This is a genomic window from Planobispora rosea, assembly GCF_014648175.1.
GTDB classification, from domain to species: domain Bacteria; phylum Actinomycetota; class Actinomycetes; order Streptosporangiales; family Streptosporangiaceae; genus Planobispora; species Planobispora rosea.
Genome location: NZ_BMQP01000005.1, coordinates 184,119 through 209,507, shown reverse-complemented (window position 1 = coordinate 209,507; position 25,389 = coordinate 184,119). Strand labels below are relative to the sequence as shown.

26 protein-coding genes are annotated in these 25,389 nt (G+C 73.1%); 20 read left to right on the top strand and 6 right to left on the bottom strand.

The window, feature by feature from the left end:
• Window positions 1–45: 45 nt before the first annotated feature.
• Entirely contained in the window at window positions 46–1,194 is a 1,149-nt protein-coding gene (locus IEZ08_RS07135) for a PrsW family intramembrane metalloprotease (protein ID WP_068924134.1), read from the top strand.
• A 37-nt stretch (window positions 1,195–1,231) separates the two neighbouring features.
• On the opposite strand, the gene IEZ08_RS07130 is transcribed toward IEZ08_RS07135, so the two are convergent.
• Complete coding sequence (locus IEZ08_RS07130; RefSeq protein WP_189241873.1) at window positions 1,232–1,930, bottom strand: SanA/YdcF family protein; 699 nt, start codon at window positions 1,928–1,930, stop codon at window positions 1,232–1,234.
• Between the two features lie 16 nt (window positions 1,931–1,946).
• Window positions 1,947–2,945 carry a COX15/CtaA family protein gene (locus IEZ08_RS07125; RefSeq protein ID WP_189241872.1) on the bottom strand — a complete coding sequence of 333 codons (999 nt, stop codon included), beginning with the start codon at window positions 2,943–2,945 and terminating at the stop codon, window positions 1,947–1,949.
• Window positions 2,946–3,063: 118 nt separating this feature from the next.
• Between IEZ08_RS07125 and IEZ08_RS07120 the strand changes: the two genes are divergently transcribed.
• The 5 genes from IEZ08_RS07120 to IEZ08_RS07100 are packed head-to-tail and all read left to right on the top strand — an operon-like array spanning window position 3,064 to window position 8,053.
• Window positions 3,064–4,218, top strand: a complete 1,155-nt coding sequence (locus IEZ08_RS07120; protein WP_189241871.1) for an NAD(P)/FAD-dependent oxidoreductase — start codon at window positions 3,064–3,066, stop codon at window positions 4,216–4,218.
• Window positions 4,215–4,631 (top strand): (2Fe-2S)-binding protein, encoded by a 417-nt coding sequence (locus IEZ08_RS07115; RefSeq protein ID WP_189241870.1) that lies wholly within the window; start codon window positions 4,215–4,217, stop codon window positions 4,629–4,631. Before IEZ08_RS07120 ends, IEZ08_RS07115 begins: the two co-directional genes overlap by 4 nt.
• Window positions 4,628–6,097 (top strand): FAD/NAD(P)-dependent oxidoreductase, encoded by a 1,470-nt coding sequence (locus IEZ08_RS07110; protein WP_189241869.1) that lies wholly within the window; start codon window positions 4,628–4,630, stop codon window positions 6,095–6,097. Before IEZ08_RS07115 ends, IEZ08_RS07110 begins: the two co-directional genes overlap by 4 nt.
• A gap of 5 nt (window positions 6,098–6,102) precedes the next feature.
• Complete coding sequence (locus IEZ08_RS07105) at window positions 6,103–7,029, top strand: dihydrodipicolinate synthase family protein (RefSeq protein ID WP_068928891.1); 927 nt, start codon at window positions 6,103–6,105, stop codon at window positions 7,027–7,029.
• Between the two features lie 22 nt (window positions 7,030–7,051).
• Entirely contained in the window at window positions 7,052–8,053 is a 1,002-nt protein-coding gene (locus IEZ08_RS07100) for a proline racemase family protein (RefSeq protein WP_189241868.1), read from the top strand.
• A 57-nt stretch (window positions 8,054–8,110) separates the two neighbouring features.
• Here IEZ08_RS07100 and IEZ08_RS07090 read toward each other — a convergent pair whose 3' ends face one another.
• Window positions 8,111–10,192, bottom strand: a complete 2,082-nt coding sequence (locus IEZ08_RS07090) for a DUF2867 domain-containing protein (protein WP_203863274.1) — start codon at window positions 10,190–10,192, stop codon at window positions 8,111–8,113.
• Window positions 10,193–10,282: 90 nt separating this feature from the next.
• Between IEZ08_RS07090 and IEZ08_RS07085 the strand changes: the two genes are divergently transcribed.
• The 8 genes from IEZ08_RS07085 (at window position 10,283) to IEZ08_RS07050 (ending at window position 16,854) form a co-directional block, all read left to right on the top strand.
• The gene (locus IEZ08_RS07085) at window positions 10,283–10,855 is read left to right on the top strand and encodes a TetR/AcrR family transcriptional regulator (RefSeq protein ID WP_068928890.1); all 573 of its coding nucleotides are present in this window, start codon (window positions 10,283–10,285) and stop codon (window positions 10,853–10,855) included.
• Between the two features lie 202 nt (window positions 10,856–11,057).
• Entirely contained in the window at window positions 11,058–11,288 is a 231-nt protein-coding gene (locus tag IEZ08_RS07080; RefSeq protein WP_068924127.1) for a hypothetical protein, read from the top strand.
• Between the two features lie 112 nt (window positions 11,289–11,400).
• Entirely contained in the window at window positions 11,401–12,552 is a 1,152-nt protein-coding gene (locus tag IEZ08_RS07075) for a branched-chain amino acid ABC transporter substrate-binding protein (RefSeq protein ID WP_189241866.1), read from the top strand.
• 43 nt (window positions 12,553–12,595) lie between these two features.
• The gene (locus IEZ08_RS07070) at window positions 12,596–13,489 is read left to right on the top strand and encodes a branched-chain amino acid ABC transporter permease (RefSeq protein WP_189241865.1); all 894 of its coding nucleotides are present in this window, start codon (window positions 12,596–12,598) and stop codon (window positions 13,487–13,489) included.
• Window positions 13,486–14,619 carry a branched-chain amino acid ABC transporter permease gene (locus IEZ08_RS07065; protein WP_229802961.1) on the top strand — a complete coding sequence of 378 codons (1,134 nt, stop codon included), beginning with the start codon at window positions 13,486–13,488 and terminating at the stop codon, window positions 14,617–14,619. Before IEZ08_RS07070 ends, IEZ08_RS07065 begins: the two co-directional genes overlap by 4 nt.
• The gene (locus IEZ08_RS07060; RefSeq protein WP_189241864.1) at window positions 14,616–15,383 is read left to right on the top strand and encodes an ABC transporter ATP-binding protein; all 768 of its coding nucleotides are present in this window, start codon (window positions 14,616–14,618) and stop codon (window positions 15,381–15,383) included. The genes IEZ08_RS07065 and IEZ08_RS07060 overlap by 4 nt, the downstream gene beginning before the upstream one ends.
• Window positions 15,376–16,083, top strand: a complete 708-nt coding sequence (locus IEZ08_RS07055; RefSeq protein ID WP_068924123.1) for an ABC transporter ATP-binding protein — start codon at window positions 15,376–15,378, stop codon at window positions 16,081–16,083. The genes IEZ08_RS07060 and IEZ08_RS07055 overlap by 8 nt, the downstream gene beginning before the upstream one ends.
• A gap of 90 nt (window positions 16,084–16,173) precedes the next feature.
• Window positions 16,174–16,854: a GntR family transcriptional regulator gene (locus tag IEZ08_RS07050; protein WP_068924122.1), complete on the top strand. Its 681-nt coding sequence runs from the start codon at window positions 16,174–16,176 to the stop codon at window positions 16,852–16,854.
• A gap of 19 nt (window positions 16,855–16,873) precedes the next feature.
• Here IEZ08_RS07050 and IEZ08_RS07045 read toward each other — a convergent pair whose 3' ends face one another.
• From IEZ08_RS07045 to IEZ08_RS07035, 3 genes are all read right to left on the bottom strand, one after another.
• Complete coding sequence (locus tag IEZ08_RS07045; RefSeq protein WP_189241863.1) at window positions 16,874–17,788, bottom strand: EamA family transporter; 915 nt, start codon at window positions 17,786–17,788, stop codon at window positions 16,874–16,876.
• 127 nt (window positions 17,789–17,915) lie between these two features.
• Window positions 17,916–18,710, bottom strand: a complete 795-nt coding sequence (locus tag IEZ08_RS07040) for an ABC transporter permease (protein WP_189241862.1) — start codon at window positions 18,708–18,710, stop codon at window positions 17,916–17,918.
• Complete coding sequence (locus IEZ08_RS07035) at window positions 18,707–19,615, bottom strand: ABC transporter ATP-binding protein (RefSeq protein ID WP_068924119.1); 909 nt, start codon at window positions 19,613–19,615, stop codon at window positions 18,707–18,709. Before IEZ08_RS07035 ends, IEZ08_RS07040 begins: the two co-directional genes overlap by 4 nt.
• 215 nt (window positions 19,616–19,830) lie before the next feature.
• Between IEZ08_RS07035 and IEZ08_RS07030 the strand changes: the two genes are divergently transcribed.
• The 6 genes from IEZ08_RS07030 (at window position 19,831) to sufC (ending at window position 25,329) form a co-directional block, all read left to right on the top strand.
• Window positions 19,831–20,607 carry a VOC family protein gene (locus IEZ08_RS07030; RefSeq protein ID WP_068924118.1) on the top strand — a complete coding sequence of 259 codons (777 nt, stop codon included), beginning with the start codon at window positions 19,831–19,833 and terminating at the stop codon, window positions 20,605–20,607.
• Between the two features lie 412 nt (window positions 20,608–21,019).
• Complete coding sequence (locus tag IEZ08_RS07025; RefSeq protein WP_068928888.1) at window positions 21,020–21,739, top strand: helix-turn-helix transcriptional regulator; 720 nt, start codon at window positions 21,020–21,022, stop codon at window positions 21,737–21,739.
• The gene (gene sufB, locus IEZ08_RS07020) at window positions 21,736–23,148 is read left to right on the top strand and encodes a Fe-S cluster assembly protein SufB (RefSeq protein WP_068924117.1); all 1,413 of its coding nucleotides are present in this window, start codon (window positions 21,736–21,738) and stop codon (window positions 23,146–23,148) included. Before IEZ08_RS07025 ends, sufB begins: the two co-directional genes overlap by 4 nt.
• A complete protein-coding gene (gene sufD / locus IEZ08_RS07015; RefSeq protein WP_068924116.1) occupies window positions 23,148–24,269 on the top strand; it encodes a Fe-S cluster assembly protein SufD in 1,122 nt (373 codons plus the stop codon). The genes sufB and sufD overlap by 1 nt, the downstream gene beginning before the upstream one ends.
• Complete coding sequence (locus IEZ08_RS07010) at window positions 24,266–24,583, top strand: Rieske (2Fe-2S) protein (protein WP_068924115.1); 318 nt, start codon at window positions 24,266–24,268, stop codon at window positions 24,581–24,583. The genes sufD and IEZ08_RS07010 overlap by 4 nt, the downstream gene beginning before the upstream one ends.
• Complete coding sequence (gene sufC / locus IEZ08_RS07005) at window positions 24,583–25,329, top strand: Fe-S cluster assembly ATPase SufC (protein ID WP_068924114.1); 747 nt, start codon at window positions 24,583–24,585, stop codon at window positions 25,327–25,329. Before IEZ08_RS07010 ends, sufC begins: the two co-directional genes overlap by 1 nt.
• Window positions 25,330–25,389: the final 60 nt, after the last annotated feature.

Sequence of the window (25,389 nt, the reverse complement as noted above, 5' to 3'; positions counted from 1 at the left end):
GCGGGGCGAGGGGACACCCGGACGACGATCGGTTACGGTTTCTCCATGTCGAGCCGTGATCCCCGGTGGGTGTTCAAGGACCGCCCCTCCGTCGCGCTGATCTCCGGGCTCGTCGTGACCGGGCTGTGCGCGCTGGTGTCGTTCTCCTTCGACGTGCTCAACGGCGACCCGGTGTTCTTCTTCATCGCGCTGGCGCTGGCACTCGCCCCGGTCCCGGTGCTGCTGGCGGCGGTACTCGCGCTGGACCGCATGGAGCCCGAGCCGCGCAGCAACCTGATCTTCGCCTTCGGCTGGGGCGCGGGCGTGGCCGTCCTGGTGGCGGGCGTCATCAACACGCTCAACCTGATCTATCTCGGGCAGGCCGACCTGATCGGCCAGGCCGACGCGCGCAACGTCGCCGCGACCTTCGGCGCCCCGGTGGTCGAGGAGACGATGAAAGGGCTGGTCCTGCTCGGCCTGCTCCGGTTCCGGCGGGCGGAGCTGGACGGCCCCACCGACGGCATCATCTACGCGAGCATGGTCGGCCTCGGCTTCGCGATGAGCGAGAACGTCAGCTACTACGTGGCCGCGCTCGACGAGATGGGCGCCCAGGGACTGGCGGTGACCGTCGTGCTGCGAGGGGTCCTGTCGCCGTTCGCGCACCCCCTGTTCACCTCGATGATCGGCATCGCGGTGGCCTACACCGCGCAGCGGCACGGCCCCGGACGGGCCGGTGTGATCGCGGCTGGCTGGGCCGGCGCGATGCTGCTGCACGGCATCTGGAACGGCTTCGCCTCCTACGCGGGCTTCCCCGGACTGGCCGCCGCCTACCTGCTGCTGATGATCGTGCTGTTCTCACTGATCGGGATCATCATCCAGGACCGCCGCCGCATCGTCGGCCTGATCCACGCCTACCTGCCCGCCTACCAGCCCACCGGCCTGGTCGCGCCGTACGACCTCCACATGCTCTCCTCGCTTCCCGGCCGGCGGCAGGCCCGCAAGTGGGCCATGGCGCACGGCGGGCGGCCCGGCCTGCGGGCGATGAGCGACTACCAGCTGGCCGCCACCGAACTCGGCCTGCTCCACGAACGCGCCGCCCGGCACGTGATCGACGAACGCACGTTCAACGACGAGCAGCACGCCCTGCTGGCATGCATGGCCGAGGCCCGCCGCAACTTCCCCGCCCCGGGCCAGAGCACCCGTTCCCCCGGCTGAGCACCGCCCGCCCGTACATCGACGTACGGTCCCAGCGTCACCCGGACCGGAGGGCGGCGTCGAGGGTGGTCTCGCGGGGGCCGGGGAAGACGGGGGCGGAGTTCACGAGGGAGTCCATGAGCCCCTTCGCCGAGGCGACGAACTCGCGGGCCGCGTAGCCGTAGGTGGCCGCGGCCCACTGCCTGCTGGAGTCGTCGCCCACGCCGAAGGCCTCCAGGCCCGCGGCGCGGCACAGCGCCACGGCCCGGGGCAGGTGGAAGACCTGGGTGACGACGGTCACCCGGGTGGCCCCGAACACGTCGCGGGCGCGGACGCAGGAGTCCCAGGTGTCGAAGCCCGCGTGGTCCAGGACCAGTGTCCGGGCGGGGACGCCGCGCGCGATCAGGTAGTCCCGCATCACGGTCGGCTCGTCGTAGTCCTTCCTGCTGTTGTCGCCCGAGAGCAGGATCGCGCGGACCTTGCCCGCCCGGTACAACTGGGCGGAGACGTCCAATCGCCGGGCCAGCATGGAGCTGGGATGGGTACCGCGGACGCCGGCGCCGAACACGAGCGCCGCCGGGGCCCCGGGGACCTCGGAGATCCAGTCGGGGGAGGAGCCGGCGACCGTACGGTGCCCGCTGCTGGACAGCCAGGCCCAGGTGAGCGGGGAGATCGCCAGAACGCTCAGGAGCACCGCCGCCTGGTAGGAGCGCCGCAGGGTTCTCCGGGACGGTCTCTTCCGGAAGAGTGGGGGCATCGGATCAGTGTGGCCGCTACGCCGGAACTATGTCTAGTTTGTCCGAGTTCTCGGCCGGCTTCCCGACCGGGCCCCTGATCCGCATCGCGAACACCACCCGCAGCGTGCAGATCCACACGAGCGTCGAGCCCAGCACGTGCAGGCCGACGAGGAAGGCGGGCACCGCCAGGAAGTACTGGACGTAGCCGACGACCCCCTGGGCCAGTTCCACGCCCAGCAGCGTCAGCGCCGCCCGCCGGGCCGGTCCCGGCACGTCGGTCACGTGCAGTGCGAACAGCAGCGCGAACGTCAGGCCGACCACCAGGTAGGCGACGTCGGCGTGGATCCTGGCCACGGTCTCGATGTCGAAGGGGAGACGGGAGGCCAGCTCGTCGCCGGAGTGGGGGCCGGTGCCGGTCACCACCATCCCCGCGACGATGAGCAGGAGCACCGCGCCGACCAGGACGTATCCGAGGGTGCGCAGGTCGCGGTGGACCAGCCGCTGCGGCGGGGCGTCCCCCTCCCCGGCGCGGGCGTACAGCGCGCAGGCCGCGGCGGTCATGCCGACGGAGAACAGGAAATGCATGCTCACGGTGACCGGGTTGAGCAGGGTGTGCACCACCACGCCGCCCCAGAGTCCCTGGACGGCCACGCCGTACGGCTGGATCCAGGCCAGGCGGACCAGGCCGCGGCGGCGGACCGGCAGCCGCCGCGCGGCGACCACGCAGGCCACCGCCACGACCAGGACCAGGAAGGTCAGGAGCCGGTTGCCGAACTCGATCACCGTGTTGACCGGCGAGATCCCCTCGTGGGCGGCCGGGACGAAGCTGTCCGGGGTGCACCGCGGCCAGGTCGGGCAGCCCAGCCCCGAACCGGTCACCCGCACGATCGCGCCCGTCACCGTGATCCCGGCGTTGACGACGATCGCGGTCAGGGCCCACCGCCGCATGGTGGCCGCCGTGGGCGACCACACGCTCCGGAGCAGGTTCGCGAAGGGGTTGCGGGAACGGTCGAGGAGCTGCGTCACGGCTCTCATCGTAGGTGGCGGGAGTGGTGGTCCCGCCGTCGCCCTGCCATGCCGTGACCGGGCCATTGATCCATACAGAAGTATGTGACATTTTACAGAGGGCGGCGTTGCGGAATCGAGGTGGACCGTGCCGGACATCGTGGTGGTCGGCGCCGGGATCGTCGGCGCGGCGTGCGCCTACCACGCGGCACGGGCCGGGCTGGACGTGGAGGTCGTGGACCGGGGACCCGTGGCGGGCGGCACGACCGGCGCGGGAGAGGGCAACGTCCTCGTCTCCGACAAGGAGCCCGGCCCGGAACTCGATCTCGCGCTCCTGTCCAACCGCCTCTGGCGCGACCTGGCGGATCACGTGGGCGGGTTCGAGTTCGAGGCCAAGGGCGGCCTGGTGGTCGCCGAGACCGCGGAGACGCTGCGAGGGCTCACCGCCGCCGCGGCCCTCACCGGGAAGCGGGGTGTCGAGCACGTCACGGTCACCGCGGACGAGCTGAGCGACTACGAGCCCCATCTGGCGGAGGGCCTGGCGGGAGGCGTGCTCTACCCGCAGGACGCCCAGGTCCATCCCATGCTCGCGGCTGCGAGACTGCTCCGCCGGGGCGCCGGGAGCTTCGGCGCCGGCGCCCTGGCCGTGCGCACCGGCGTCACCGTCACCGGGTTCCTGCGCGACGGCGACCGCGTGACGGGTGTGCGGACCGACCGCGGCGACATCCTCGCCGGGGCCGTCGTCAACGCCGCCGGGACCTGGGGCGGCGAGCTCGCGGCGCTGGCCGGGGTACGGGTGCCCGTCCTACCCCGGCGCGGCTTCGTCCTGGTCACCGAGCCGCTCGACCGGCCGCTGGTCCGGCACAAGGTCTACACCGCCGCCTACGTCACCGCCGTGGCCAGCGACTCCGCGGGACTGGAGACCTCCGCCGTGGTGGAGGGCACACCCGCGGGGACCGTGCTCATCGGCGCCAGCCGCGAGCGGGCCGGGTTCGACCGGGCCCTGTCCGTGCCGGTTCTCGGCAGGCTCGCGGCGCAGGCCGTCGCGCTCTTCCCGGCCCTGGCGGGGCGGCGGGTGATCCGGGCCTACTGCGGCTTCCGCCCCTACTGCCCGGACCATCTCCCGGTGATCGGCGAGGACCCCCGGGCCCCGGGCCTCTACCACGCCTGCGGTCACGAGGGCGCGGGCATCGGCCTGGCCCCGGCCACCGGCCACCTGATCGCCCAGCTCCTGGCCGGGCACCGCCCGGATCTGGACCTCGCCCCCTTCCGCCCGGACCGCTTCGGGGAGGAGCACCCATGACGCCCGCGCCATCCTCCGGCCCGTCCCCGGAACCGGCCCCGTCCCGGGCGCGCCGGCTGGTGCGGGCGCGCCCGGAGCCGGGGTTCACGATCGAGACGGACGGCGGGACCGTGCCGGTGGTCCCCGGCCAGACCATCGGCGCCGCCCTGTACGGCGCGGGCATCCGCTCCTGGCGGGCCACCCGGTCCGGTGGCCGCCCGCGCGGGCTGTTCTGCGGCATCGGCGTCTGCTTCGACTGCCTGGTCACGGTCAACGGCGTGCCCTCCCTGCGCGCCTGCCTGACCGAGGCCCGCCCCGGCGACCGGGTCGCCACGGGGGACGCGCCCGCCCGTCCACCGGAACGATCTTCCGGTGGACGGCGGGAGGGGACGCGGTCTCCCGGCGGTGACGGGCCGGGAGAGGCGGGCCGATGACCCCGGACTACGACCTCGCGGTGATCGGCGGTGGGCCCGCCGGGGTGGCCGGCGCGCTGACCGGCGCGCTGGCCGGGCTCGGCGTGGTCCTCCTCGACGCCGCCCCGCGCCTCGGCGGCCAGTACTTCCGCCGCCCGGCCCCCGGCTTCCGCGCCGCGCGGCCCGGCGCGCTCCACCGCGGCCTCGACCGCTTCACCCGGCAGTGCGACGACCTCGCCGGGCGGGCGGACGTGCTGACCGGCCACCGCGTCTGGGCGGTCGGACGGGACGGCGGGACGGTGACCGTACGCTGCCTGGCGGGGGATCGGGAGGAACGGCCCCGCACGGTCACCGCGCGGCGGCTGCTGATCGCCACCGGCGCGCACGACCGGCCGCTGCCGTTCCCCGGCTGGGACCTGCCGGGCGTGCTCACCCCGGGCGCCGCCCAGGCGCTGCTCAAGGGGGACCTCGTCGTCGCGGGCCGCCGGGTGGTGGTCGCCGGGACCGGGCCGTTCCTGCTCCCGGTCGCCGCCGGGCTGGCCGCCGCGGGCGCCCGCGTGCTCGGCGTGCACGAGGCGGGCGGCCGGGGCGGCCTGACCCGGCATCCGTTCCTGGCCGCGGGCAAGCTCGCCGAGGCGTTCGGGTACGGCGCGCGCCTGGCCCGCCACCGGGTGCCCTACCGCGGCCGTCAGGCCGTGATCGAGGCGCACGGCGGCGACGCCCTGACCCACGTCACGATCGCGGACCTCGACCGGGACTGGCGTCCGGTCGCGACCCGCACGGTCGCGTGCGACACCCTCGCCTGCGGCTACGGCTTCGTCGCCCAGCTCGACCTGCCCGTCCAGCTCGGCTGCGCCCTGCGCGCCGACCCCTACGGCGACCTCGCCGTCACCGTGGACGCGGGGATGCGCACCAGCGTGCCCGGTGTCTACGCGGCCGGGGAGACCACCGGCGTCGGCGGCGCCGTACTGGCCGAGGCCGAGGGACGGATCGCGGGCCGGGCCGTCGCCGCCGACCTGGGCCGCCGCGTCCCGCCGGACCCGGTCCTGTCCCGGCGGCGGGACCGCCTGGCCGCCTTCGCCCGGGCGCTGGGGGAGGCGTACCCGGTACGGCCCGGCTGGCGGGGCTGGCTGCGCGACGACACCCTGATCTGCCGGTGCGAGGAGGTGCCGCTGTCGGCCGTGCGTGAGGCCGTGGAGCTGGGCGCCACCGACGCGCGCTCGGTCAAGTCGCTGTCCCGCGCCGGGATGGGCTGGTGCCAGGGCCGGATGTGCGGCTACGCGGTCTCCCGCCTGGCGGGCGGCGCCGCGGCCGGTGACTCCCGGGACGGCGGGCAGGCCCGGCCCGGCGCGGGCCCTGCGGCGTTCCACCGTCCGATCGCCCAGCCCGTCCGGCTCGGCGACCTCGCCGGGATGGCCGCCGAGGCGCCCCCTCCCGGCCCGCCCGGCGCTCCCGCCGAGGCGCCCCGTCCCCCCACGGAAGGGTGATCCCGATGACAGCGATCCCGGAGACGGCGATCCCGGAGACGGCGACCCGCGCGAAGCCCTGGCACGGCGTGATGGTGGCGACCGCGCTGCCGTTCGGCGACGATCTGTCCGTCGACCACGGCGCCTACGCCGAGCACTGCCGGTGGCTGGTGGACAGCGGCTGCGACGGCGTGGTGCCGAACGGCTCGCTGGGCGAGTACCAGACCCTGACGCCGGAGGAGCGGGCCGGGGTGGTGGAGACCGCGGTGGCGGCCGTCGGCGGGGACCGGGTCATGCCCGGGGTCGCCGCGTACGGCGCGCGGGAGGCCCGCCGCTGGGCCGAGCAGGCCCGGGACGCCGGCTGCGGCGCGGTGATGCTGCTCCCGCCGAACGCCTACCCGGCCGACGAGCGGACCGTGATCGAGCACTACCGGGAGGTGGCGCGGGCGGGCCTGCCGGTGGTGGCCTACAACAACCCCTTCGACACCCGGGTGGACCTGACCCCGGCGCTGCTGGCCCGGCTGCACGCCGAGGGCCTGGTCGCGGCGGTCAAGGAGTTCAGCGGGGACGCCCGGCGGGCTTATGAGATCGCCGAGCTCGCGCCCGGCCTGGATCTGCTGGCCGGGGCCGACGACGTGCTGCTGGAGCTGGCGGTGGCCGGGGCCGTGGGGTGGGTGGCGGGTTACCCCAACGCGCTCCCCGAGTCCTGCGTGGCGCTCTACCTGGCCGCCGTCGCCGGGGACCTGACGGCCGCGCTCCCGCTCTACCGGGCGCTGCACCCGCTGCTGCGCTGGGACTCCCGCCCGCGCTTCGTCCAGGCCATCAAGCTCTCCATGGACCTGGCCGGACGCCGCGGCGGCCCGTGCCGCCCGCCCCGGCTCCCGCTGGACCCGGGGGACGGGGCGGTCGTCCGCGCCGCCACGGAGAAGGCCCTCGCCTCGGGCCTGCGCTGAGAACGCCTCCGGAAGGAGAAGAATGAGGACGAGAAGGGTTTTCCACGCGGTGGACTCCCACACCGAGGGCATGCCGACCCGGGTGATCACCGGTGGGGTGGGAGTCGTCCCCGGCGCGACCATGGCGGAGCGGCGGGAGTACTTCGTCAGGCACCTGGACCACGTCCGCACCCTGCTCATGTACGAGCCGCGCGGCCACGCGGCGATGAGCGGGGCCATCCTGCAGCCGCCGACCCGGCCCGACGCCGATTACGGGGTCCTGTACATCGAGGTCTCCGGATGCCTGCCGATGTGCGGGCACGGCACCATCGGCGTGGCCACCGTCCTGGTGGAGACCGGGATGGTCGAGGTGGCCGAGCCGGTCACCGTCGTCCGCCTGGACACCCCGGCGGGCCTGGTGACGGCCGAGGTGCGGGTGGAGGACGGCGCCGCCGTGGAGGTGACCCTCACGAACGTGGCCTCCTACAGCGCCGGCCTGGACCGGGTGGTCGAGGTGCCGGGCTTCGGCGAGGTCGGCTACGACCTGGCCTACGGCGGCAACTTCTACGCGATCGTGCGGCTGGAGGCGCTCGGCCTGCCCTACGACCGCGCGTACGGGCAGCGGCTCCTGGAGGCCGGACTGGCGATCATGGAGGCGATCAACGAGGAGGACGAGCCGGTGCACCCGCTGGACGGCCGGGTGCGGGGCTGCCACCACGTCTATCTCGCCGCCCCCGGCTCGGACGCCCGGCACTCCCGGCACGCCATGGCCATCCACCCCGGCTGGTTCGACCGCTCGCCGTGCGGCACGGGCACCAGTGCCCGGATGGCCCAGCTGCACGCCCGCGGTGAGCTGGCCCTGGGCGAGAGCTTCGTCAACGAGTCGTTCATCGGCACCCGGTTCACCGGCAGGCTCGCCGGGGAGACGTCCGTGGCCGGGCTGCCCGCGGTGATCCCCCGGATCACCGGGCGGGCGTGGGTGACCGGCACCGCCCAGTACTTCCTCGACCCCCGCGACCCCTTCCCCGAGGGCTTCCTCCTGTAGCCGGGCCCGGGAGTTCACCGGCGGCACGGAGGAAGCCGGATCCCGGCGGACGGGCGCTCACCCGTGACCCGGGCGGTCCTGGTCGCGGCCGCGCTCGCGCCAGGCGCGCTCCCACTGCCGGGTCAGGGCCGGGTAGACGACGAGGTACCGGAAGGGCGCGATGGCGGCCATGTAGAGCCGCCCGAACCAGCCGTTGGGCTTGACGAGGACGGCCATCCGCAGCTCGTGGTCGCCGTCGGCCCCCCGGACCCAGCCGAGGTGCATCACGGTGTGCACGGTCTTGTTCGCCAGCTCGCGCGCGGCCTCCGTGTCGAGCTCGTAGACGGCTTTGAGCGGCATGCTCTCGCTGTCCGGGCCGCGGGGTGCGTCGCGGAGGTCGGCGGGCAGGCGGTCGCGGAGCGAGGCCACCCGCGCGCCGACGCCCGCCGACGGCGTGTCCCAGCCGAAGAGGGCGCCGAGCTTCCACCGGAGGGCGAACAGGAACCGCGACGGCCCGGTCTGCCCGGCGAGGCCCCCGGCGGTCCGCATCGCCGCGAGCATCGCCGGGAAGTCGCCGGGCCCGGCTCCGGGGGTGCGGAACGACCACACGTCCTCGATCGAGAAGTCGGAGGTGAGTTCGTGGACGCGCCACGGGCGGGAGGTGTGCGCGGTCTCGGGCAGTTTCACGAGAGTCCCCTTTCGGCCATCATGGCCATGAGCGTCAGCTGGTCCAGTTCGGGTGTGGCGGGGTCGAGCTCGCGGTAGCGGCGGTGGACGTTGACCACGATCCGCTCGGAGTCCAGCCAGGTGGCGTACTCGTCCAGGTCCACCGCCCCGATCGCCTCGGAGAAGGACAGGCCGCGGGAGTGGGCGGCGTCCGCCTGCTCGACCCCGTGGGCGAGGTAGCCGCGCACCGCGCGGATCCCGTCGGGGTCGGTGACCGGGCCGTGGCCGGGGACGATCGTGTGCGCGCCGGTGGCGGTCGGTGATCGGGCGCACGGCGTCGAGCATCTCGGCGGTCAGCGGCAGGTCGAACAGGGTGTCGACCAGGAGGGAGGCCCCTTCGCCCGCGACCAGGCCCGCGTTGCTCCAGCCGTACCCGCCGTCGGGCAGCAGCCAGGCCCACACGCCCGTGCCGATCTCGTGCAGCCCGCGCGTGTAGGGCAGCTTCGCCGGGGCGCGGTTGACGCGCGGCAGCCGCGGCTTCTCGTCGGGGTTGCGCCTGCGGGCCAGCGGGTACGGCGCACCGGAGGCGCGGACGGTCTGGCGGGTACGGCCCAGCCCCTCGACCGTCAGCTCCACGACGTCGCCGTCCCGCAACCATCCGGGGAAGGCCGCCGGGTCGGCGATGGACAGGTGCTCGATGAGGCAGCAGCCGGGTACGGTGCCCGAGCCGAACACGTCGCCGGGCAGCAGGTCGACGCCGCGCGAGGCGTAGGAGACGACCTCGCCGAAGCTCCAGTCCATGGCGTCGGTGCGGCCCGAGCCGATGGTCCGGCCGTTGACGGCGGCCTCGACCCGCAGGGCCAGCCTGCCGTCGCGGCGGTGGGGCTCCAGCTCGTCCGGGGTGACCAGGTACGGTCCGAGAGTGGTCGCGCCGTCCTTGCCCTTGGCCTGGCCGATGGCCAGCGGGCTCTCGCGCAGCTGCAGATCCCGTGCCGACCAGTCGTTGTAGACGGTGTAGCCGATGATGTGCTCCTCGGCCTGCTCCGGGGTGAGATCCCGGCCGCCGGGCCCGATGACCGCGGCGATCTCCAGCTCGAAGTCGAACCAGGCGCTGCCGGGCGGGACGGCCACCTCGTCGTACGGGCCGACGATCGTGGCGGGGCAGGCGAAGTAGAAGGCCGGGATCTCGTACCAGGCGTTGTCGAGCGTGCGCGGCTGGCCGGTGACCTGCCGGCAGCTGCGTATGTGGTCCAGGAAGCACAGGCAGTCGCGGACCGAGGGCGGGCGCGGGATCGGCGCGCGCAGCCTGGTCCCGGCCAGCGGCACCGTCCGTGCCGTCGAGGCCAGGGCCGTCTCGCCGATCGCCCGCAGTTCCTCGGCGCCCCGGCCGATGAGCTCGACCAGATCGACGTCCGGCGCGACGGGATGGATCCGGTCCTGGCCGATCACGCCGACGCGGTCTCCGGCGTCCGTGGCGTAGGTCACCCAGCGCATGGAGAACCTCCTCGTTTCTATGCTGATTGACACAGGCTATATTGATCAGCATTTGCTCTGTCATCCGGCATACCTGATTAGATGGACCGCATGGCCACGCGACGCATCGAGAGGACGCAGGAGAGCCGCCGGCTGCTGGTCGCGGCCGCCGCCGAGCTCTTCGCCGAGAAGGGATACCGGCAGACGAGCTTCATCGACATCGCCGAGCGGGCCGGCATCAGCCGCGGCTCCATCCCCTGGCACTTCGGCAACAAGCTGGGCCTGCTGGAGGCGGTGGTCGACGACCGGCTCCAGGCCGTGCTGACCGGTCTCACACCGCCCGCGGGGGAACGCCCCGCCGACCCGCTCGACCAGGTCATGGACTTCATCCGCCTGCCGGGCACGCGCCTGTTCATCACCCTGCTCGCCGAGGCCGTGGAGGTGGACTCGCCGATCCGCGAGCACTACGCGCGGCTGCACGCGGCGCTCCGGCAGGGGGTGCGGGCCCGGATACCGGCCGGTGCGCTCCCGCAGGGAACCACTCCGGAGGCGTTCACGATCCTGATGGTGGGGGCCGTCATCGGCGTGCACGCCCAGTGGCGGGTCGCTCCCGAGGCGGTGGACCTCGAGGCCGTCCGCGCCGCCCTCCGGGCCCTGCTGCCGCCGGGCCCCGGACGGCCCTGACGGCGCGCCGTCCTGCCGGGCCCGCGACATCGCCCGGCGCCGTGACCGGGCTCCCGGGAGGCGGCGGCCGGTGCGTCGACCGGGTCCCGGGAGGCGGCCGATACTTTGGTCGATCGCGGTGCGCCGGAGCGGCGACTTTGGACGCGGCCGGAGATGCCCACGACGGATCCGCCCGCGGGGGCCGGATCCGTACCGTGATGGCATGCGCAAAGCCGTCCAGTTCCTCGGGCTCTACCTGGTCGCCGCGGGTATCAGCGGGACCGTCGACCACCTGGCCGTCCAGCCCTTCCTGGGCGTGTTCCTCAACGCCTTCAACCGCTTCGTGATCCCGAACGTGGGCTTCCTGACCGGTTACGAGATCTTCGCCAATCTCACCCTGTCGGTCCTCGGCGGTGTACTGGTCATCGCCGCGGGACGGATCCGGACGTCATGACACGCGGGAAGGGACCGGAGGAGCCGTGACCCGGCGCTTCGGCCCCGCCTCTTGACGGGAGCATCCGGCGCGCGTGCAATGTCACACATCACTCGATGTGAGGAGCCACCCCATGCGCGCCACCCCCCTGAAATCCCTCGCGTCACTCACCCTCGCCGTCCTCCTGCTCGCCGGGTGCGGCCAGGGCCTGCTCGGCGGCGGGGACGAGGCCGCCACCGGAGAGGGCCCGATCGTCCTGGGCATGCTCATCCCGCAGTCGGGCAGCGAGGCGGCCATCGGCCCCTACATGAGCAACGCGGCGCAGCTCGCCGTCGACGAGATCAACGCCAAGGGCGGAGTGCTCGGCCGCACCCTGCAGCTGAAGACCGCCGACGACGCCTGCGACCCGCAGTCGGCCTCGGCCGCGGCCAACAAGCTCGTCACCGAGGGCGTGCACGTCTCGGTGGGCGGCTACTGCTCGGGTGCCACGCTTCCCACCCTGCCCATCTTCGGCCGGGCGAACATCCCGATGATCATCCCGGCGGCCAACTCCCAGGAACTGGTCGACCAGAAGCTCAAGCACGTCTTCCTGATCAACGGCACCGGCTCCCAGCAGGCCGAGGCCGCCCAGAAGTGGATCGCCAAGCAGGGTGCGAAGAGCGTCGCGCTCATGCACGACAACACCAGCTACTCCAAGGACATCGCCGTGCGCGCCCAGGGACTGCTCGGCGATCAGGTCGTGATCACCGAGGCGGTCACGCCCAAGGAGAGCGACTACAGCGCCAACATCACCAACGTGCTCGCCAAGAAGCCCGACTTCGTCTACTGGACCGGGTACTTCCAGGAGGGCGGGCTGATCGCGCGCCAGCTCCGCCAGGCCGGGTACGAGGGCGCGATCATGGTCGCCGACGGCGCCGTCTCGCCGAAGCTCGCCGAGATCGCCGGGGACGAGGCCGCCGAGGGCGTCTACGCCACCATGACCCAGACCCCGGAGACCCTCCGGGGCGCCGAGAACTGGATCGCGGCCTACAAGAAGAAGTACAACGCCGATCCCGGCCCCTACTCCAACCAGTCCTACGACGCGGTACGGCTGGCCGCCGAGGCGATCGCCAAGGCGGGCGGCACCGACGGGACCAAGATCATCGCCGCGCTGGAGGCGGTCGACGGCTTCCCGATGTTCTCCGGGCCGCTGAGGTTCACCCCCGAGCACACCCTGGCCAACGGCGGCTTCCAGATCCTCGTGGTCAAGGACGGCGCGTTCACCCTGCAGGACCCCCTCCAGTGAGGCCGGCCGGGTCCTCCCGCGTCGCCGCGGCGCGGGGGGCCGCATGACGCAGCTCGTCTGGAACGGTCTGTTCGTCGGCTCGTTCTACGCCCTGGTGGCGCTGGGCTACAGCATGGTCTACGGGATCATCAAGCTGCTCAACTTCGCCCACGGCGACCTGTACATGCTCGGCGCGTTCACCGGCTTCGCCGTCCTGGGCGCGGCCGGAGGGGTGACGTCGGCGGCGGCGCTGCCGCTGCTGCTGGCCGTGCTGCTGGCGACCATGGTGATCACCGGCCTGGCCGGGGTCGTGCTGGAGCGGGTCGCCTACCGGCCGCTGCGCGGCGCCCCCCGCCTCTCCCTGCTGATCACCGCCGTCGGCGCGTCCTTCGCTCTGGAGTACGGCACGCGCGCCGTCGCCGGGGCCGACCCGCGGGTCTACCCGGTACGGCTCGGCGGCACCCCGCTGGAGGTGCTCGGCGCCCGGCTGACCCTGCAGCAGCTGGTGCTGACCGCGGTGGCCGTGGTGCTCATGATCGGGCTGAACCTGCTGGTCACCCGGACCCGCGAGGGCCGGGCCATGCGGGCCATCGCGCTGGACCCGCGCACCAGCGCGCTCATGGGCGTCGACGTCAACGCGGTGATCTCCCGGACGTTCTTCCTCGGCTCGGCCCTGGCCGGGGCCGCCGGAGTGATGGCCGGGGCCTACTACGGGAAGATCGACTTTCTGATGGGCTTCCTCATCGGGCTCAAGGCGTTCACCGCGGCGGTCATCGGCGGGATCGGCAACATCCCCGGCACCATGCTCGGCGGGCTGCTGCTCGGGCTGCTGGAGTCGTTCGGCACGTTCTGGCTGGGCGGGGAGTGGCGCGACGTGTTCGCCTTCGGGGTGCTGATCCTGTTCCTGACCGTGCGGCCCACCGGCCTGCTCGGCGAGCGCGTCACGGAGCGGGTGTGAAGGGCCCCGGCGCGGGCCCCGCGTCCCCCGAGCCGGGCCCCGCCTCCCCCGAGCCGGGCCCCGCGTCCCCCGAGCCGGGCCCCGCCTCCCCCGAGCCCGGTGCCGCGCGCCCCGGCGCGGATCCCGGGAGCCCCGGGCCGGACCGCGCGGACGCGCCGAAGGTCCGTCTGCGGGGCACGCGCAGGCCCCCGACCCGGACGTCGCGGCTGCTGCAGAACCGGTGGGCGGGGGCGGCGGGGCTGCTCGTCGCGCTCCTGGCGCCCTTCGTGAACGCCACGCCGTACGCGCTCTCGATCATGACCAGCGCGGCGATCTTCGTGATGCTGGCCGCCGGGCTGAACATCGTGGTCGGCTACTGCGGCCTGCTCGACCTGGGCTACGCCGCCTTCCTCGCGGTCGGCGCGTACACCAGCGGCGTGCTGGCCACCCGCTTCGACCTGCCGCTGCTCGCCACCGTGCCCGCCGTCCTGGTGGTCACCGTGCTGGCCGGGATCGTCATCGGCGCGCCGACGCTGCGCCTGCGCAGCGACTATCTCGCCATCGTCACCCTGGGCTTCGGCGAGATCATCCGGATCACCGCCAACAACCTGGACGTCACCGGCGGCCCCTCCGGGATCTACGGCATCCCGCATCTGGCCGACGGCCCGGTGGCGTTCTACTACCTGACCGTGGCCGTCGTCTCCCTGGCCGTCCTCGGCGCCGCCCGGCTGGGCCGCTCCCGCCTCGGCCGGGCCTGGCGGTTCGTCCGCGAGGACGAGGACGCCGCCGAGGCCACCGGCGTCAACACCTACCGCGTCAAGCTCGCCGCCTACATCGCCGGGGCGATCTGGGGCGGGCTGGCCGGGGTGCTGTTCGCCGCCCACCTGTCGGCCGTCTCCCCGGCCAGCTTCACCTTCCTCCAGTCGGCGCTGGTGCTGATGGCCGTGGTCCTGGGCGGCATGGGATCCGTCCCGGGCGTCGTGCTCGGCGCCATCGTGATCAGCCTCCTCCCCGAGGTCCTGCGCGACCTCGCCGACTACCGCTTCTTCCTCTTCGGGGTCCTGCTCATCGGCTTCATGCTCCTGCGCCCGCAGGGGCTGTGGCCCGCCCGCTCCAAGGAGGCCCTCAGATCCGAGGAGGCTCTCAGGTGACCCTGCTGGACGTGACGGAGCTGCGGCTGTCCTTCGGCGGGCTGCTGGCCGTCGACGGGCTGAGCCTCTCCGTGCGGGAAGGGGAGATCGTCTCGCTCATCGGGCCCAACGGCGCGGGCAAGACCTCGGTCTTCAACTGCGTCACCGGTTTCTACCGGCCCACCGCGGGGCGGATCACACTGCGCGGCCGGGACCTGCGGGGACTGCGGCCCTCCGCGGTCGCGGGCCTGGGCGTTGCGCGGACCTTCCAGAACCTGCGCCTGTTCGGTGAGCTGTCGGTCCTGGACAACGTCCGCGCGGGGACCCATCTGTGGCTCCGGCAGAGCGTCCTGGACGCCCTGCTGCACACCCCGCGCTACCGCCGCTCCGAGCACGAGTGCACCGAGCAGGCCCACCACTGGCTGGACTTCGTCGGCCTGCGCGGCGACCGGTACGGCCCCGCCCGGGCGTTGCCGTACGGAGAGCAGCGCCGTGCCGAGATCGCCAGAGCGCTGGCCCGCCGCCCCGGCCTGCTCCTGCTGGACGAGCCCGCCGCCGGGCTCAACCACGGGGAGAAGGCCGGGATGGTGGACCTGATCCGGCGCATCCGGGACCTCGGCGTCGCGATCATGCTCATCGAGCACGACATGGGCCTGGTCATGGAGGTCTCCGAGCGGGTGGTCGTGCTCAACTTCGGCAGGGAGATCGCCGAGGGCCGGCCCGAGGAGGTCCGGCGCGACCCGGCCGTCATCGAGGCATACCTGGGAGGTGAGCCGGATGCTTGAGATCCGCGGGCTCGACGTGCACTACGGCGGCGTGCACGCGCTGCGCGGCCTGTCGCTGACCGTCGCCGCGGGGGAGGTCGTGGCCCTGCTCGGCAACAACGGCGCGGGCAAGACCACCACGCTCTCGGCGGTCTCCGGCCTCCTGCGGCCCAGCGGCGGCTCGATCCTCTTCGAGGGCGCCGACATCACCCGCGAACCGCCGCACCGGATCACCGCCCGCGGGCTGGTGCACGTCCCCGAGGGCAGGAGGGTCTTCAGCGCCCTCACCGTCCACGAGAACCTCCAGCTCGGCGGCTACCTGGTCCGGGACCAGGCCGAGATCCGCCGCCGGATCGAGCGCGTCTACGACCTGCTGCCCCGCCTGGCCGAGCGGCGCCGGCAGCGGGGCGGCACCCTGTCGGGCGGCGAGCAGCAGATGCTCGCCATCGGCCGGGCGCTGGTCACCGGTCCCCGGCTGCTCCTGCTCGACGAGCCCTCCATGGGCCTGGCCCCGCTGGTGGTCGCCTCCGTCATGGAACTCGTCGCCGGCATCAACGCCGAGGGCACCTCGGTCCTGCTCGTCGAGCAGAACGCGGTCGCGGCGCTGCGCGTCGCCCACCGCGGATACGTGATCGAGAACGGCGCGTGCGTGCTCGACGGCCCCGCCGCCGGGCTGCGCGAGGACGCCCGGGTGGTGGAGGCGTACCTGGGCGGGGTCTGAGGCCGCACCCGCCGCGGGGCCCGCAGCAGGTCTGAGACAATGGGCCGCCGCCCGCGAGGTGCGGAAACGAGCGAGATGAGAGGCGCTGGGATGGCTCCTTCGGCACCGGACGGGCTCGACCTTCCGGTCGTGGGCGAGCGGCAGAGCCTGCGGGAGCAGGTGGCGCACGCGCTCCGGGCCGCTCTGATCACCGGGGAGATGCGCCCCGGCGTGGTCTACTCCGCTCCGGCGCTGGCCGCCCAGTTCGGCGTCTCCGCCACCCCCGTCCGCGAGGCGATGCTCGACCTGACCAAGGAGGGTCTGGTCGAGGCGGTGCGGAACAAGGGCTTCCGGGTCACCGAACTGTCCGAGCGCGACCTGGACGAGCTCACCGAGATCCGGCGGCTCATCGAGGTCCCCACGGTGGCGCGGCTGGCCGGCGCCTCCCGGGCGGAGAGCTTCGAGGCGCTGCGCCCGCTCGCCGCGCGGATCGTCGCGGCGGCCGAGGACGGCGACCTGCTCGCCTACGTGGACGCCGACATCCGCTTCCACGTCGGCCTCCTGGCGCTGGCGGGCAACGCCCGCCTCGTCGAGGTGGTGCGCGACCTGCGCAACCGGGCCCGCCTGTACGGCCTGGCGTCCCTGCGCGAGCGGGGCCTGCTGGCCGACTCCGCGCGCGAGCACCTCGGTCTTCTCGACCTGCTGGTCGAGGGCGACGCCGGTGGAGCCGAACGGCTGATGCGCGACCACATCCGGCACGTGCGGGGCATCTGGGCCAGCCGCCCGGAGTGACCGCGGCCGGGCGGCGCCGTCAGCGGGAGCTGCGGGTCGCCCCCACGCTCGCGATGACCACGCAGCCGATGGCGGCCCACTCGCGCGCGTTCAGCACCTCGCCCAGGACGACCAGGCCGACCAGCGCCGCCGCGGCGGGCTCCAGGCTCATCAGGATGCCGAACACCCGCTTGGGCATCCGGCGCAGGGCCTCCAGCTCGATCGTGTAGGGGATGACCGACGACAGCAGCCCGACGCCCAGGCCGACCAGGAGCAGCTCGGGCCGGAGCAGGTCGGTCCCGCCCGTGCCGATCCCGACGGGCGCGATCACGAGGAAGGCCACGATCATCGCGAACGAGACGCCCCCGGTGCCGGGGAAGCGCTGCCCGACGGCGGCCGACAGCAGGATGTAGGCCGCCCAGCAGGCCCCGGCGACCAGCGCGAAGCCGATCCCGGCCCAGCTGAGGCCGGTGGCCTGGCCCCACGGCGCGAGCAGCGCGATGCCGGAGGCGGCCAGCACCACCCAGAGCAGGTCCAGCCGGCGCCGGGAGGCGGCGACCGCCACCCCGAGCGGGCCGAGGAACTCGATCGCCACCGCGATCCCCATGGGCAGCCGGGCCAGCGCCTCGTAGAACGACAGGTTCATCAGGCCGAGCGTCGCGCCGAACGCCACGCCCACCCCCAGGTCCGCCCGGGTCAGCCCCTTCAAGCGGGGACGGGCGACCACGCCCAGGATCAGCGCGCTCATCGCGATCCGCAGCAGCACCGTCGCGCTCGGCGGCAACTGGCTGAACAGGTCCTTGGCGAAACCCGCGCCGAGCTGGACCGAGAGAATGGCCAGCAGGACCAGGCCGGAGGGCGGGATGGCGTCGGAGGCGGCCTTGAGCAGGGATCCCGGCCGGGTCGTACCCGGCTGGTACGGCTCGGCGGGTCCCGGAAGGGCGTCGGCGGTCATCGGGCTCCTCAGGGGCTACTCGGTTCTACGCACCTTACTAGTGACGCCCGACAGGACCAGTGACGCCCGGCGGGGAGCCCCCGGCCCGTCACGTCCGTGATCCGGGAGCCGCCCGCGGGCGGGGGGATCACTCCCAGCGGAAGGTCCGCGAGGCGGCCAGGAGCGAGACCGCGGCCCAGGCGGCCAGGACCGTCATCGCCGCCACCGGCGGCCCGGCGCCGTCGGCCAGGACGGAGCGGAGCCCGCCGGTCAGGGCGGAGATCGGCAGGAGCTCCAGGACCCGCTCCATCGCGTCGGGGAAGGTCGACACCGGGAAGACGACCCCGCCGCAGCCGAGCATGAGCAGGTAGACGAGGTTCGCCCCGGCGAGCGTGGCCTCCGCGCGCAGGGTGCCGGCCATCAGCAGGCCGAGCCCGCTGAAGGCGGCGGTGCCGAGCAGGAGCAGGACCAGCGCCGCGAGCGGGGAGCCGCCGGGCCGCCAGCCCAGCGCGAGCGCCACCCCGATGATGATGACGACCTGGACGGCCTCGACCGCGATCACCGCGAGCGTCTTGGCCAGCATCAGCCCGCCCCGGGACAGCGGGGTCGCGCCCAGCCGCTTCAGCACGCCGTACCGCCGCTCGAAGCCCGTGGCGATGGCCTGCCCGGTGAAGGCCGTGGACATCACGGCCAGCGCCAGCACGCCGGGGGCCATGAAGTCCACCCGGGGACCGTCGCCCACGTTCACCAGCGGCGCGGCGGAGAACCCGACGAGCAGCAGCACGGGGATGATCATCGTGAGCAGCAGCTGCTCGCCGTTGCGGAGCATCGCCCGGATCTCCGCGCCGGCCTGCGCCAGGACCATCCGGGGCAGGGGGGCGGCGCCCGGGGCCGGGGTGAGGTCCAGCGCGGTGCCCGCGGGCCTGTCGTTCGCCGTGGTCATCGCAGCTCCCGGCCGGTCAGTTCGAGAAAGACGTCTTCCAGGGTGCGGCGCTCGATGCTGAGGTCGTCGGCGGTCACACCCTCGGCGGCGCACCAGGCCGTCACGGTCGCCAGCAGCTCGGGCCCGACCTGACCCTCGATGATGTAGTGCCCCGCCGGGGACTCCTTGGCCGAGCTCCCCGCGGGCAGGGCGTTGAGCAGCTCGTCCAGGGTGAGCGCGGGCCGGGCGCGGAAGCGCAGCTGCCGCTCGGCGCCGGTGAGCGCGGCCGGCGTGCCCTCGGCCACCACCGTCCCGCGGTCGATGATCACCACGTGGTCCGAGAGCTTCTCGGCCTCGTCCATGTGGTGCGTGGTGAGCACCACCGAGACCCCGGCGGCCCGCAGCTCGCCCACCAGGTCCCAGCAGGCGTGCCGGGCCTGCGGGTCCAGCCCGGCGGTCGGCTCGTCGAGGAAGACCAGCTCGGGGCGGCCGATGACGGCCGCGGCCAGCGAGACGCGCTGCTGCTGGCCGCCGGAGAGCCTGCGGTACGGCGTGCGGGCGTGCTCGACCAGCCCGAGCCGGTCCAGCAGCGCCTCCGGATCGAGCGGACGGGCGTGGAAGCGGGCCACCAGCCGGAGCCACTCTCCGCAGCGCATCGCCGGGGGCACGCCCCCGGCCTGGAGCATCACGCCCACCCTGGGCCGCAGCTCCGGCCGCGACGGGTCGAGCCCGAGCACGCTGACGGTGCCGCCGTCGGCCCGCCGGAAGCCCTCGCAGATCTCGATCGTGGAGGTCTTGCCCGCGCCGTTGGGGCCGAGGATCGCGGTGACCGCGCCACGGGCGGCGCGCAGGGACAGGCCGTCGATCGCGGTCGTCGGGCCGTATCGCTTGACCAGATCGATGATCTCGACGGCTGGGGAGTCCATGGCCACGAGTCTAAGGACTCTGCGGCCCGGTCCCGTTCGCGACCTCGCCTCCGGCGCCTCCCATGCCTGGTAAAAGGCTTCGGGACGATCCCGCCAAGTCCCCGGCCGCGTGCCGGGGACCCTCATCCGCGTGTGTGACGCTGGGCGCGTCCCGGGTTGTGCGGCGCGCCCTGATACGGGCGCGTCAGGCGGGAGGCGGCGCAAGGAGGCCAGGCATGTCCGAGCGGAGCGGCTACCGGCCCGGCGTCCCGTGCTGGGTCGAGCTGGCGAGCCCCGACGCCGCCGCCTCGGCCCGCTTCTACCGGGAGCTCTTCGGCTGGGACGCGGTGTTCGACGAGGAGCCGCGGCAGGGCGGCTACGGCCGGTTCACCCTGCGCGGCAGGTTCGTGGCCGGTCTCGAGCCGCGGTTCGGCCGCGGCGTGCAGGCGATGTGGCACACGTATGTGGCCGTCGACGACGCCGCCGCCGCGGCCGATCGGGTGCGCGCCGCCGGGGGGACGGTCGTCGCGGAGCCGGTGAAGATCATGGAGCGGGGCGTGCTGGCCGCCTTCCATGATCCCTCGGGGGCCTTCTTCGCGGTCTGGCAGGCGGGTGAGGACCACGGGGCCCAGCTCGCCGGAGAACCCGGCACCTTCGGCTGGACCGAGCTGTCGGCCCGCGACACGGCCGTGGCGAAGACCTTCTACGCGCGGGTGTTCGGCTGGGGGGCCGAGGACACCGGTACCGGGGGCGTCGAGTACGTCGAGTGGCAGGCGCACGGCCGTCGTGTGGCGGGGATGGCGCCCATGGGGCCGAACGTCCCGCCGGAGGTGCCGTCGCACTGGAGGACCTACTTCGTGGTGGAGGACGCGGACGCCACCGTGGCGAGGGTCCGGCAGCTGGGCGGCAAGGTCTTCAGTGAGCCGGTGAACACCCACGCCGGCCCGGTGGCGGTGGTGGCCGACCCGCAGTTCGCCCCCTTCGCCGTCATCGCGTTGCGCGAGTCCGGGTAGGAGGTCCCGGCGCCGAAGGGTCCCTGGGGCGTCGCTGGGGTCGCCGGGGTGGCGCCGAAGGGCCGCTGAGGCGTCACCGGGGCCTCGCTGAGGCGTTGCCGGGGTCCCGCCAGGCGGGACCGCCGGCGCGCGGGAACAGATTCCCGCCGCCGCGGCGTTGAACCGGGCGGCGCCCCGCGGAATCCGGTGACACCGCCGGAACCGGGCGACGCCCGCGGAAGCCGGTGACCCACGGTGACCCACGGGGAGACCGATGCCGCCGCGCGGCCTGTCCCGGCCCGCCCGATCCGGCGTTTGCCCAGCTTAGGTAAGGCTTACCTGAGTGATGGATGTCATTTCCCGGAAAGCCCGCACCGGTTTGGCGCTGGGGAAGTAATTACGCCACACTGATGTTGTGAAATACGTGACCGGGATGTCAGGCACCAAGGAGACCGCCGTCGCGCGGCCCTCCGCCGTGCCCGCCGAGAGCGGTACGCGCGCGCGTGTCGCCCGGCTCATCCTGGAACACGGACCCATCACGGCCGCCGCCCTCGGCGAACGGCTCGGGCTCACCCCCGCCGCCGTCCGCCGCCACCTGGACGCGCTGCTCGCCGACGGGATGATCGAACCCCGTACGGCGCGCCCGCGCGGCCAGCGCGGACGCGGGCGACCGGCCAAACTGTTCGCCATCACCGATGCCGGGCGGAGCGCCTTCGAACACGCCTACGACGGTCTCGCGGGCAGCGCGCTGCGCTTCCTCGCCGAGCGCGTGGGCGAGGAAGCCGTGGCCGAGTTCGCCCGCGAGCAGGTGGCCGGCCTGGTCGGCCGCCTGCGCTCCGAGATGGACGGCGTCCCCGCCGACCAGCGGGTGCGCGTCCTGGCCGAGGCACTCTCGGCCGACGGCTACGCCGCCTCGGCGAGCAAGGCCGCTCTCGGTGGCGAGCAGCTGTGCCAGCACCACTGCCCGGTGGCGCACGTGGCCGCGGAGTTCCCGCAGCTGTGCGAGGCCGAGACGGAGGCGTTCGCGCAGATCCTCGGCACGCCAGTGCAGCGGCTCGCGACCATCGCCCACGGCGACGGGGTGTGCACCACCCACGTGAGCCCGCCCCGTCATAGAACGATCGACGAATCGAGCAAGGAGACCGGAAGGTGACTGTCACCGACCGCCCGGAGCTGGAAGGCCTCGGGAATTACAAGTTCGGCTGGGCCGACTCGGACGCGGCGGGCGCCGCCGCCAAGCGTGGCCTGTCCGAGGAGGTCGTCCGTAACATCTCCGCGCTCAAGAACGAGCCGGAGTGGATGCTGGACCTGCGCCTGAAGGGCCTGCGCCTCTTCGGTAAGAAGCCCATGCCGACCTGGGGTTCCGACCTCTCCGGCATCGACTTCGACAACATCAAGTACTTCGTGCGCTCCACCGAGAAGCAGGCCACGTCCTGGGAGGAGCTGCCCGAGGACATCAAGAACACCTACGACAAGCTCGGCATCCCCGAGGCGGAGAAGCAGCGGCTCATCGCCGGCGTCGCCGCCCAGTACGAGTCCGAGGTCGTCTACCACAAGATCCGCGAGGACCTTGAGGAGAAGGGTGTCATCTTCGTCGACACCGACACCGGCCTGCGCGAGCACGAGGAGCTCTTCAAGGAGTACTTCGGCTCGGTCATCCCGGTCGGCGACAACAAGTTCGCCGCGCTCAACACCGCGACCTGGTCCGGCGGCTCCTTCATCTACGTGCCGCCGAACGTCACCGTGGAGATCCCGCTCCAGGCCTACTTCCGGATCAACACCGAGAACATGGGCCAGTTCGAGCGGACCCTGATCATCGTGGACGAGAACTCCTACGTCCACTACGTCGAGGGCTGCACCGCGCCGATCTACTCCTCCGACTCGCTGCACTCCGCGGTCGTGGAGATCATCGTGAAGAAGGGCGCCCGCTGCCGTTACACGACCATCCAGAACTGGTCGAACAACGTCTACAACCTGGTCACCAAGCGCGCCGTGGCCTACGAGGGCGCGACCATGGAGTGGATCGACGGCAACATCGGCTCCAAGGTCACGATGAAGTACCCGGCCGTCTACCTCATGGGCGAGCACGCCAAGGGCGAGACGCTGAGCGTCGCCTTCGCCGGCGAGGGCCAGCACCAGGACGCCGGCGCCAAGATGGTGCACCTCGCGCCGAACACCAGCTCCACCGTCATCTCCAAGTCCGTCGCCCGCGGCGGCGGCCGCACCTCCTACCGCGGCCTGGTCCAGATCGAGGAGGGCGCCCACGGCAGCGCCAGCACCGTCAAGTGCGACGCGCTCCTGGTCGACCAGATCAGCCGCTCCGACACCTACCCCTACGTGGACGTCCGCGAGGACGACGTGTCGATGGGCCACGAGGCCACGGTCTCCAAGGTCTCCGAGGACCAGCTGTTCTACCTGATGAGCCGGGGCCTGGACGAGGACGAGGCGATGGCGATGATCGTGCGCGGCTTCGTCGAGCCGATCGCCCGCGAGCTCCCGATGGAGTACGCCCTGGAGCTCAACCGCCTGATCGAACTGCAGATGGAAGGGGCCGTCGGCTGATGGGCCTGAACGAGAAGCCGCTGTCGACGCTCCACGAGAAGGCCTCCTACGAGCTGGCCGACTTCGCGGTCCCGACAGGCCGCGAGGAGGAGTGGCGCTTCACCCCGCTGTCCCGGCTCAAGGGCCTGCACGACGGCACCGCCGCCGCCTCCGGCGGGGTGAACGTCACGGTGGAGGCCGCCCCCGAGGTCACCGTGGAGACCGTGGGCCGCGACGACGAACGCCTCGGCAAGGCCTACGTGCCCGCCGACCGGATCAGCGCCCAGGCCTACGCCGCCTTCGAGAAGGCTACCGTCGTCACGGTCCCGCGCGAGGCCGTCGCCTCCACGCCGACGACGATCACGCTCACCGGTGCCGGCGACGGCGTCGCCTACGGCCACACCCTCGTCAAGCTGGAGGCGATGGCCGAGGCCGTCGTCGTCCTCGACCACCGGGGCAGCGCGGTCTACGCCGACAACGTCGAGTTCGTCGTGGGCGACGGCGCCACGCTCAAGGTCGTCAGCCTGCAGGACTGGGCCGACGACGCGGTCCACGTCTCCCATCACCACGCCCAGCTCGGCAAGGACGCGACGTTCCGGAGCTTCGTGGTGACCCTGGGCGGCGACCTGGTACGGCTCTCGCCGTCGGTCTCCTACACCGCCCCGGGCGGCGACGCCGACCTGACCGGCCTGTACTTCGTGGACGCCGGCCAGCACCTGGAGCACCGCCTGCTGGTGGACCACTCGCAGCCCAACTGCCGCAGCAACGTGGTCTACAAGGGCGCGCTGCAGGGCGACGGCGCCCACGCGGTCTGGATCGGCGACGTGATCATCCAGGTCGAGGCCGAGGGCACCGACACCTACGAGCTCAACCGGAACCTCCTGCTCACCGACGGCGCCCGCGCCGACTCGGTGCCGAACCTGGAGATCCTCACCGGTGAGGTCGCCGGGGCGGGCCACGCCAGCGCCTCGGGCCGCCTGGACGACGAGCACATCTTCTACCTGCAGGCCCGCGGCATCCCGTTCGACGAGGCCCGCCGCCTGGTCATCCGGGGCTTCTTCGGCCAGCTCATCGAGAAGATCGAGGTCGAGGAGCTCCGCGACCGGGTGATGAGCAAGGTCGAGGCGGAGCTCGCCGGATGACGTTCGAGAAGGTCTGCAAGGTCGCCGACATCCCCGACGGGGGCGTGATCGGCCTCGACGTGGGGGAGACCCCGGTCGCCCTCGTCCGCAAGGGGGAGGAGGTCCACGCCCTGCACGACGTGTGCTCCCACGCCGAGGTCAAGCTCAGCGAGGGCGAGGTCTACGGCGACACCCTGGAGTGCTGGCTGCACGGCTCGTGCTTCGACCTGCGCTCCGGCAAGCCCACCGGCCCGCCCGCCATCAAGCCCGTTCCCGTTTACCGAGTCAAGATCGACGGCGACGACGTTCTCGTCTCGCTCTCGAAGGAGTCATAGTGTCAACGCTTGAGATCCGTGACCTCCAGGTCGCCGTCGAGGACAAGCAGATCCTGCGCGGCGTCAACCTGACCGTGAAGGCCGGCGAGACCCACGCCATCATGGGCCCCAACGGCTCGGGCAAGTCCACCCTCGCCTACGCCGTCGCCGGCCACCCGAAGTACACCATCACCGGTGGCCAGGTGCTGCTGGACGGCGTCGACCTGCTGGAGCTCTCGGTCGACGAGCGCGCCCGCGCCGGCCTGTTCCTCGCGATGCAGTACCCGGTCGAGGTCCCCGGCGTCAGCGTCTCCAACTTCCTGCGCTCGGCGGTCACCGCCGTGCGCGGCGAGGCCCCCAAGCTCCGCGAGTTCGCCAAGGACCTCAAGGCCGGCATGGACGCCCTGTCCATCGACGCCTCCTTCGCGCAGCGCAACCTGAACGAGGGCTTCTCCGGCGGTGAGAAGAAGCGCCACGAGATCCTCCAGCTGGAGCTGCTCAAGCCGAAGATCGCGGTGCTCGACGAGACCGACTCCGGCCTGGACGTCGACGCCCTGCGCGTGGTCTCCGAGGGCGTCAACCGCTTCCGCGCCTCCGGCGAGACCGGCGTCCTGCTCATCACCCACTACACCCGCATCCTGCGTTACGTGAAGCCGGACTTCGTCCACGTCTTCGCCGGCGGCCGGATCGTGGAGGAGGGCGGCCCCGAGCTCGCCGACAGGCTGGAGGCCGAGGGCTACGAGGCCTACACCAAGGCCTCTGCGTGAGTTCGAGGAGTGAGACGCCAGTGGTGAGCGGTGAGCGACCCACGGCCTCGGAGCGGGCCC

Excerpts from the sequence above, each read along its gene's own strand:
- IEZ08_RS07030 (WP_068924118.1), top strand. The coding sequence starts at position 19,831 with ATGTCCGAGCGGAGCGGCTACCGGCCCGGCGTCCCGTGCTGGGTCGAG.
- IEZ08_RS07055 (WP_068924123.1), top strand. The coding sequence starts at position 15,376 with ATGCTTGAGATCCGCGGGCTCGACGTGCACTACGGCGGCGTGCACGCG.
- IEZ08_RS07135 (WP_068924134.1), top strand. The coding sequence starts at position 46 with ATGTCGAGCCGTGATCCCCGGTGGGTGTTCAAGGACCGCCCCTCCGTC.
- IEZ08_RS07070 (WP_189241865.1), top strand. The coding sequence starts at position 12,596 with ATGACGCAGCTCGTCTGGAACGGTCTGTTCGTCGGCTCGTTCTACGCC.
- sufD (WP_068924116.1), top strand. The coding sequence starts at position 23,148 with ATGGGCCTGAACGAGAAGCCGCTGTCGACGCTCCACGAGAAGGCCTCC.
- IEZ08_RS07025 (WP_068928888.1), top strand. The coding sequence starts at position 21,020 with ATGTCAGGCACCAAGGAGACCGCCGTCGCGCGGCCCTCCGCCGTGCCC.
- IEZ08_RS07130 (WP_189241873.1), bottom strand. The coding sequence starts at position 1,930 with ATGCCCCCACTCTTCCGGAAGAGACCGTCCCGGAGAACCCTGCGGCGC.
- IEZ08_RS07110 (WP_189241869.1), top strand. The coding sequence starts at position 4,628 with ATGACCCCGGACTACGACCTCGCGGTGATCGGCGGTGGGCCCGCCGGG.
- IEZ08_RS07010 (WP_068924115.1), top strand. The coding sequence starts at position 24,266 with ATGACGTTCGAGAAGGTCTGCAAGGTCGCCGACATCCCCGACGGGGGC.
- IEZ08_RS07085 (WP_068928890.1), top strand. The coding sequence starts at position 10,283 with ATGGCCACGCGACGCATCGAGAGGACGCAGGAGAGCCGCCGGCTGCTG.
- IEZ08_RS07100 (WP_189241868.1), top strand. The coding sequence starts at position 7,052 with ATGAGGACGAGAAGGGTTTTCCACGCGGTGGACTCCCACACCGAGGGC.
- IEZ08_RS07080 (WP_068924127.1), top strand. The coding sequence starts at position 11,058 with ATGCGCAAAGCCGTCCAGTTCCTCGGGCTCTACCTGGTCGCCGCGGGT.
- IEZ08_RS07125 (WP_189241872.1), bottom strand. The coding sequence starts at position 2,945 with ATGAGAGCCGTGACGCAGCTCCTCGACCGTTCCCGCAACCCCTTCGCG.
- IEZ08_RS07035 (WP_068924119.1), bottom strand. The coding sequence starts at position 19,615 with ATGGACTCCCCAGCCGTCGAGATCATCGATCTGGTCAAGCGATACGGC.
- IEZ08_RS07040 (WP_189241862.1), bottom strand. The coding sequence starts at position 18,710 with ATGACCACGGCGAACGACAGGCCCGCGGGCACCGCGCTGGACCTCACC.
- IEZ08_RS07090 (WP_203863274.1), bottom strand. The coding sequence starts at position 10,192 with ATGCGCTGGGTGACCTACGCCACGGACGCCGGAGACCGCGTCGGCGTG.
- IEZ08_RS07115 (WP_189241870.1), top strand. The coding sequence starts at position 4,215 with ATGACGCCCGCGCCATCCTCCGGCCCGTCCCCGGAACCGGCCCCGTCC.
- IEZ08_RS07050 (WP_068924122.1), top strand. The coding sequence starts at position 16,174 with ATGGCTCCTTCGGCACCGGACGGGCTCGACCTTCCGGTCGTGGGCGAG.
- IEZ08_RS07075 (WP_189241866.1), top strand. The coding sequence starts at position 11,401 with ATGCGCGCCACCCCCCTGAAATCCCTCGCGTCACTCACCCTCGCCGTC.
- IEZ08_RS07105 (WP_068928891.1), top strand. The coding sequence starts at position 6,103 with ATGACAGCGATCCCGGAGACGGCGATCCCGGAGACGGCGACCCGCGCG.
- IEZ08_RS07045 (WP_189241863.1), bottom strand. The coding sequence starts at position 17,788 with ATGACCGCCGACGCCCTTCCGGGACCCGCCGAGCCGTACCAGCCGGGT.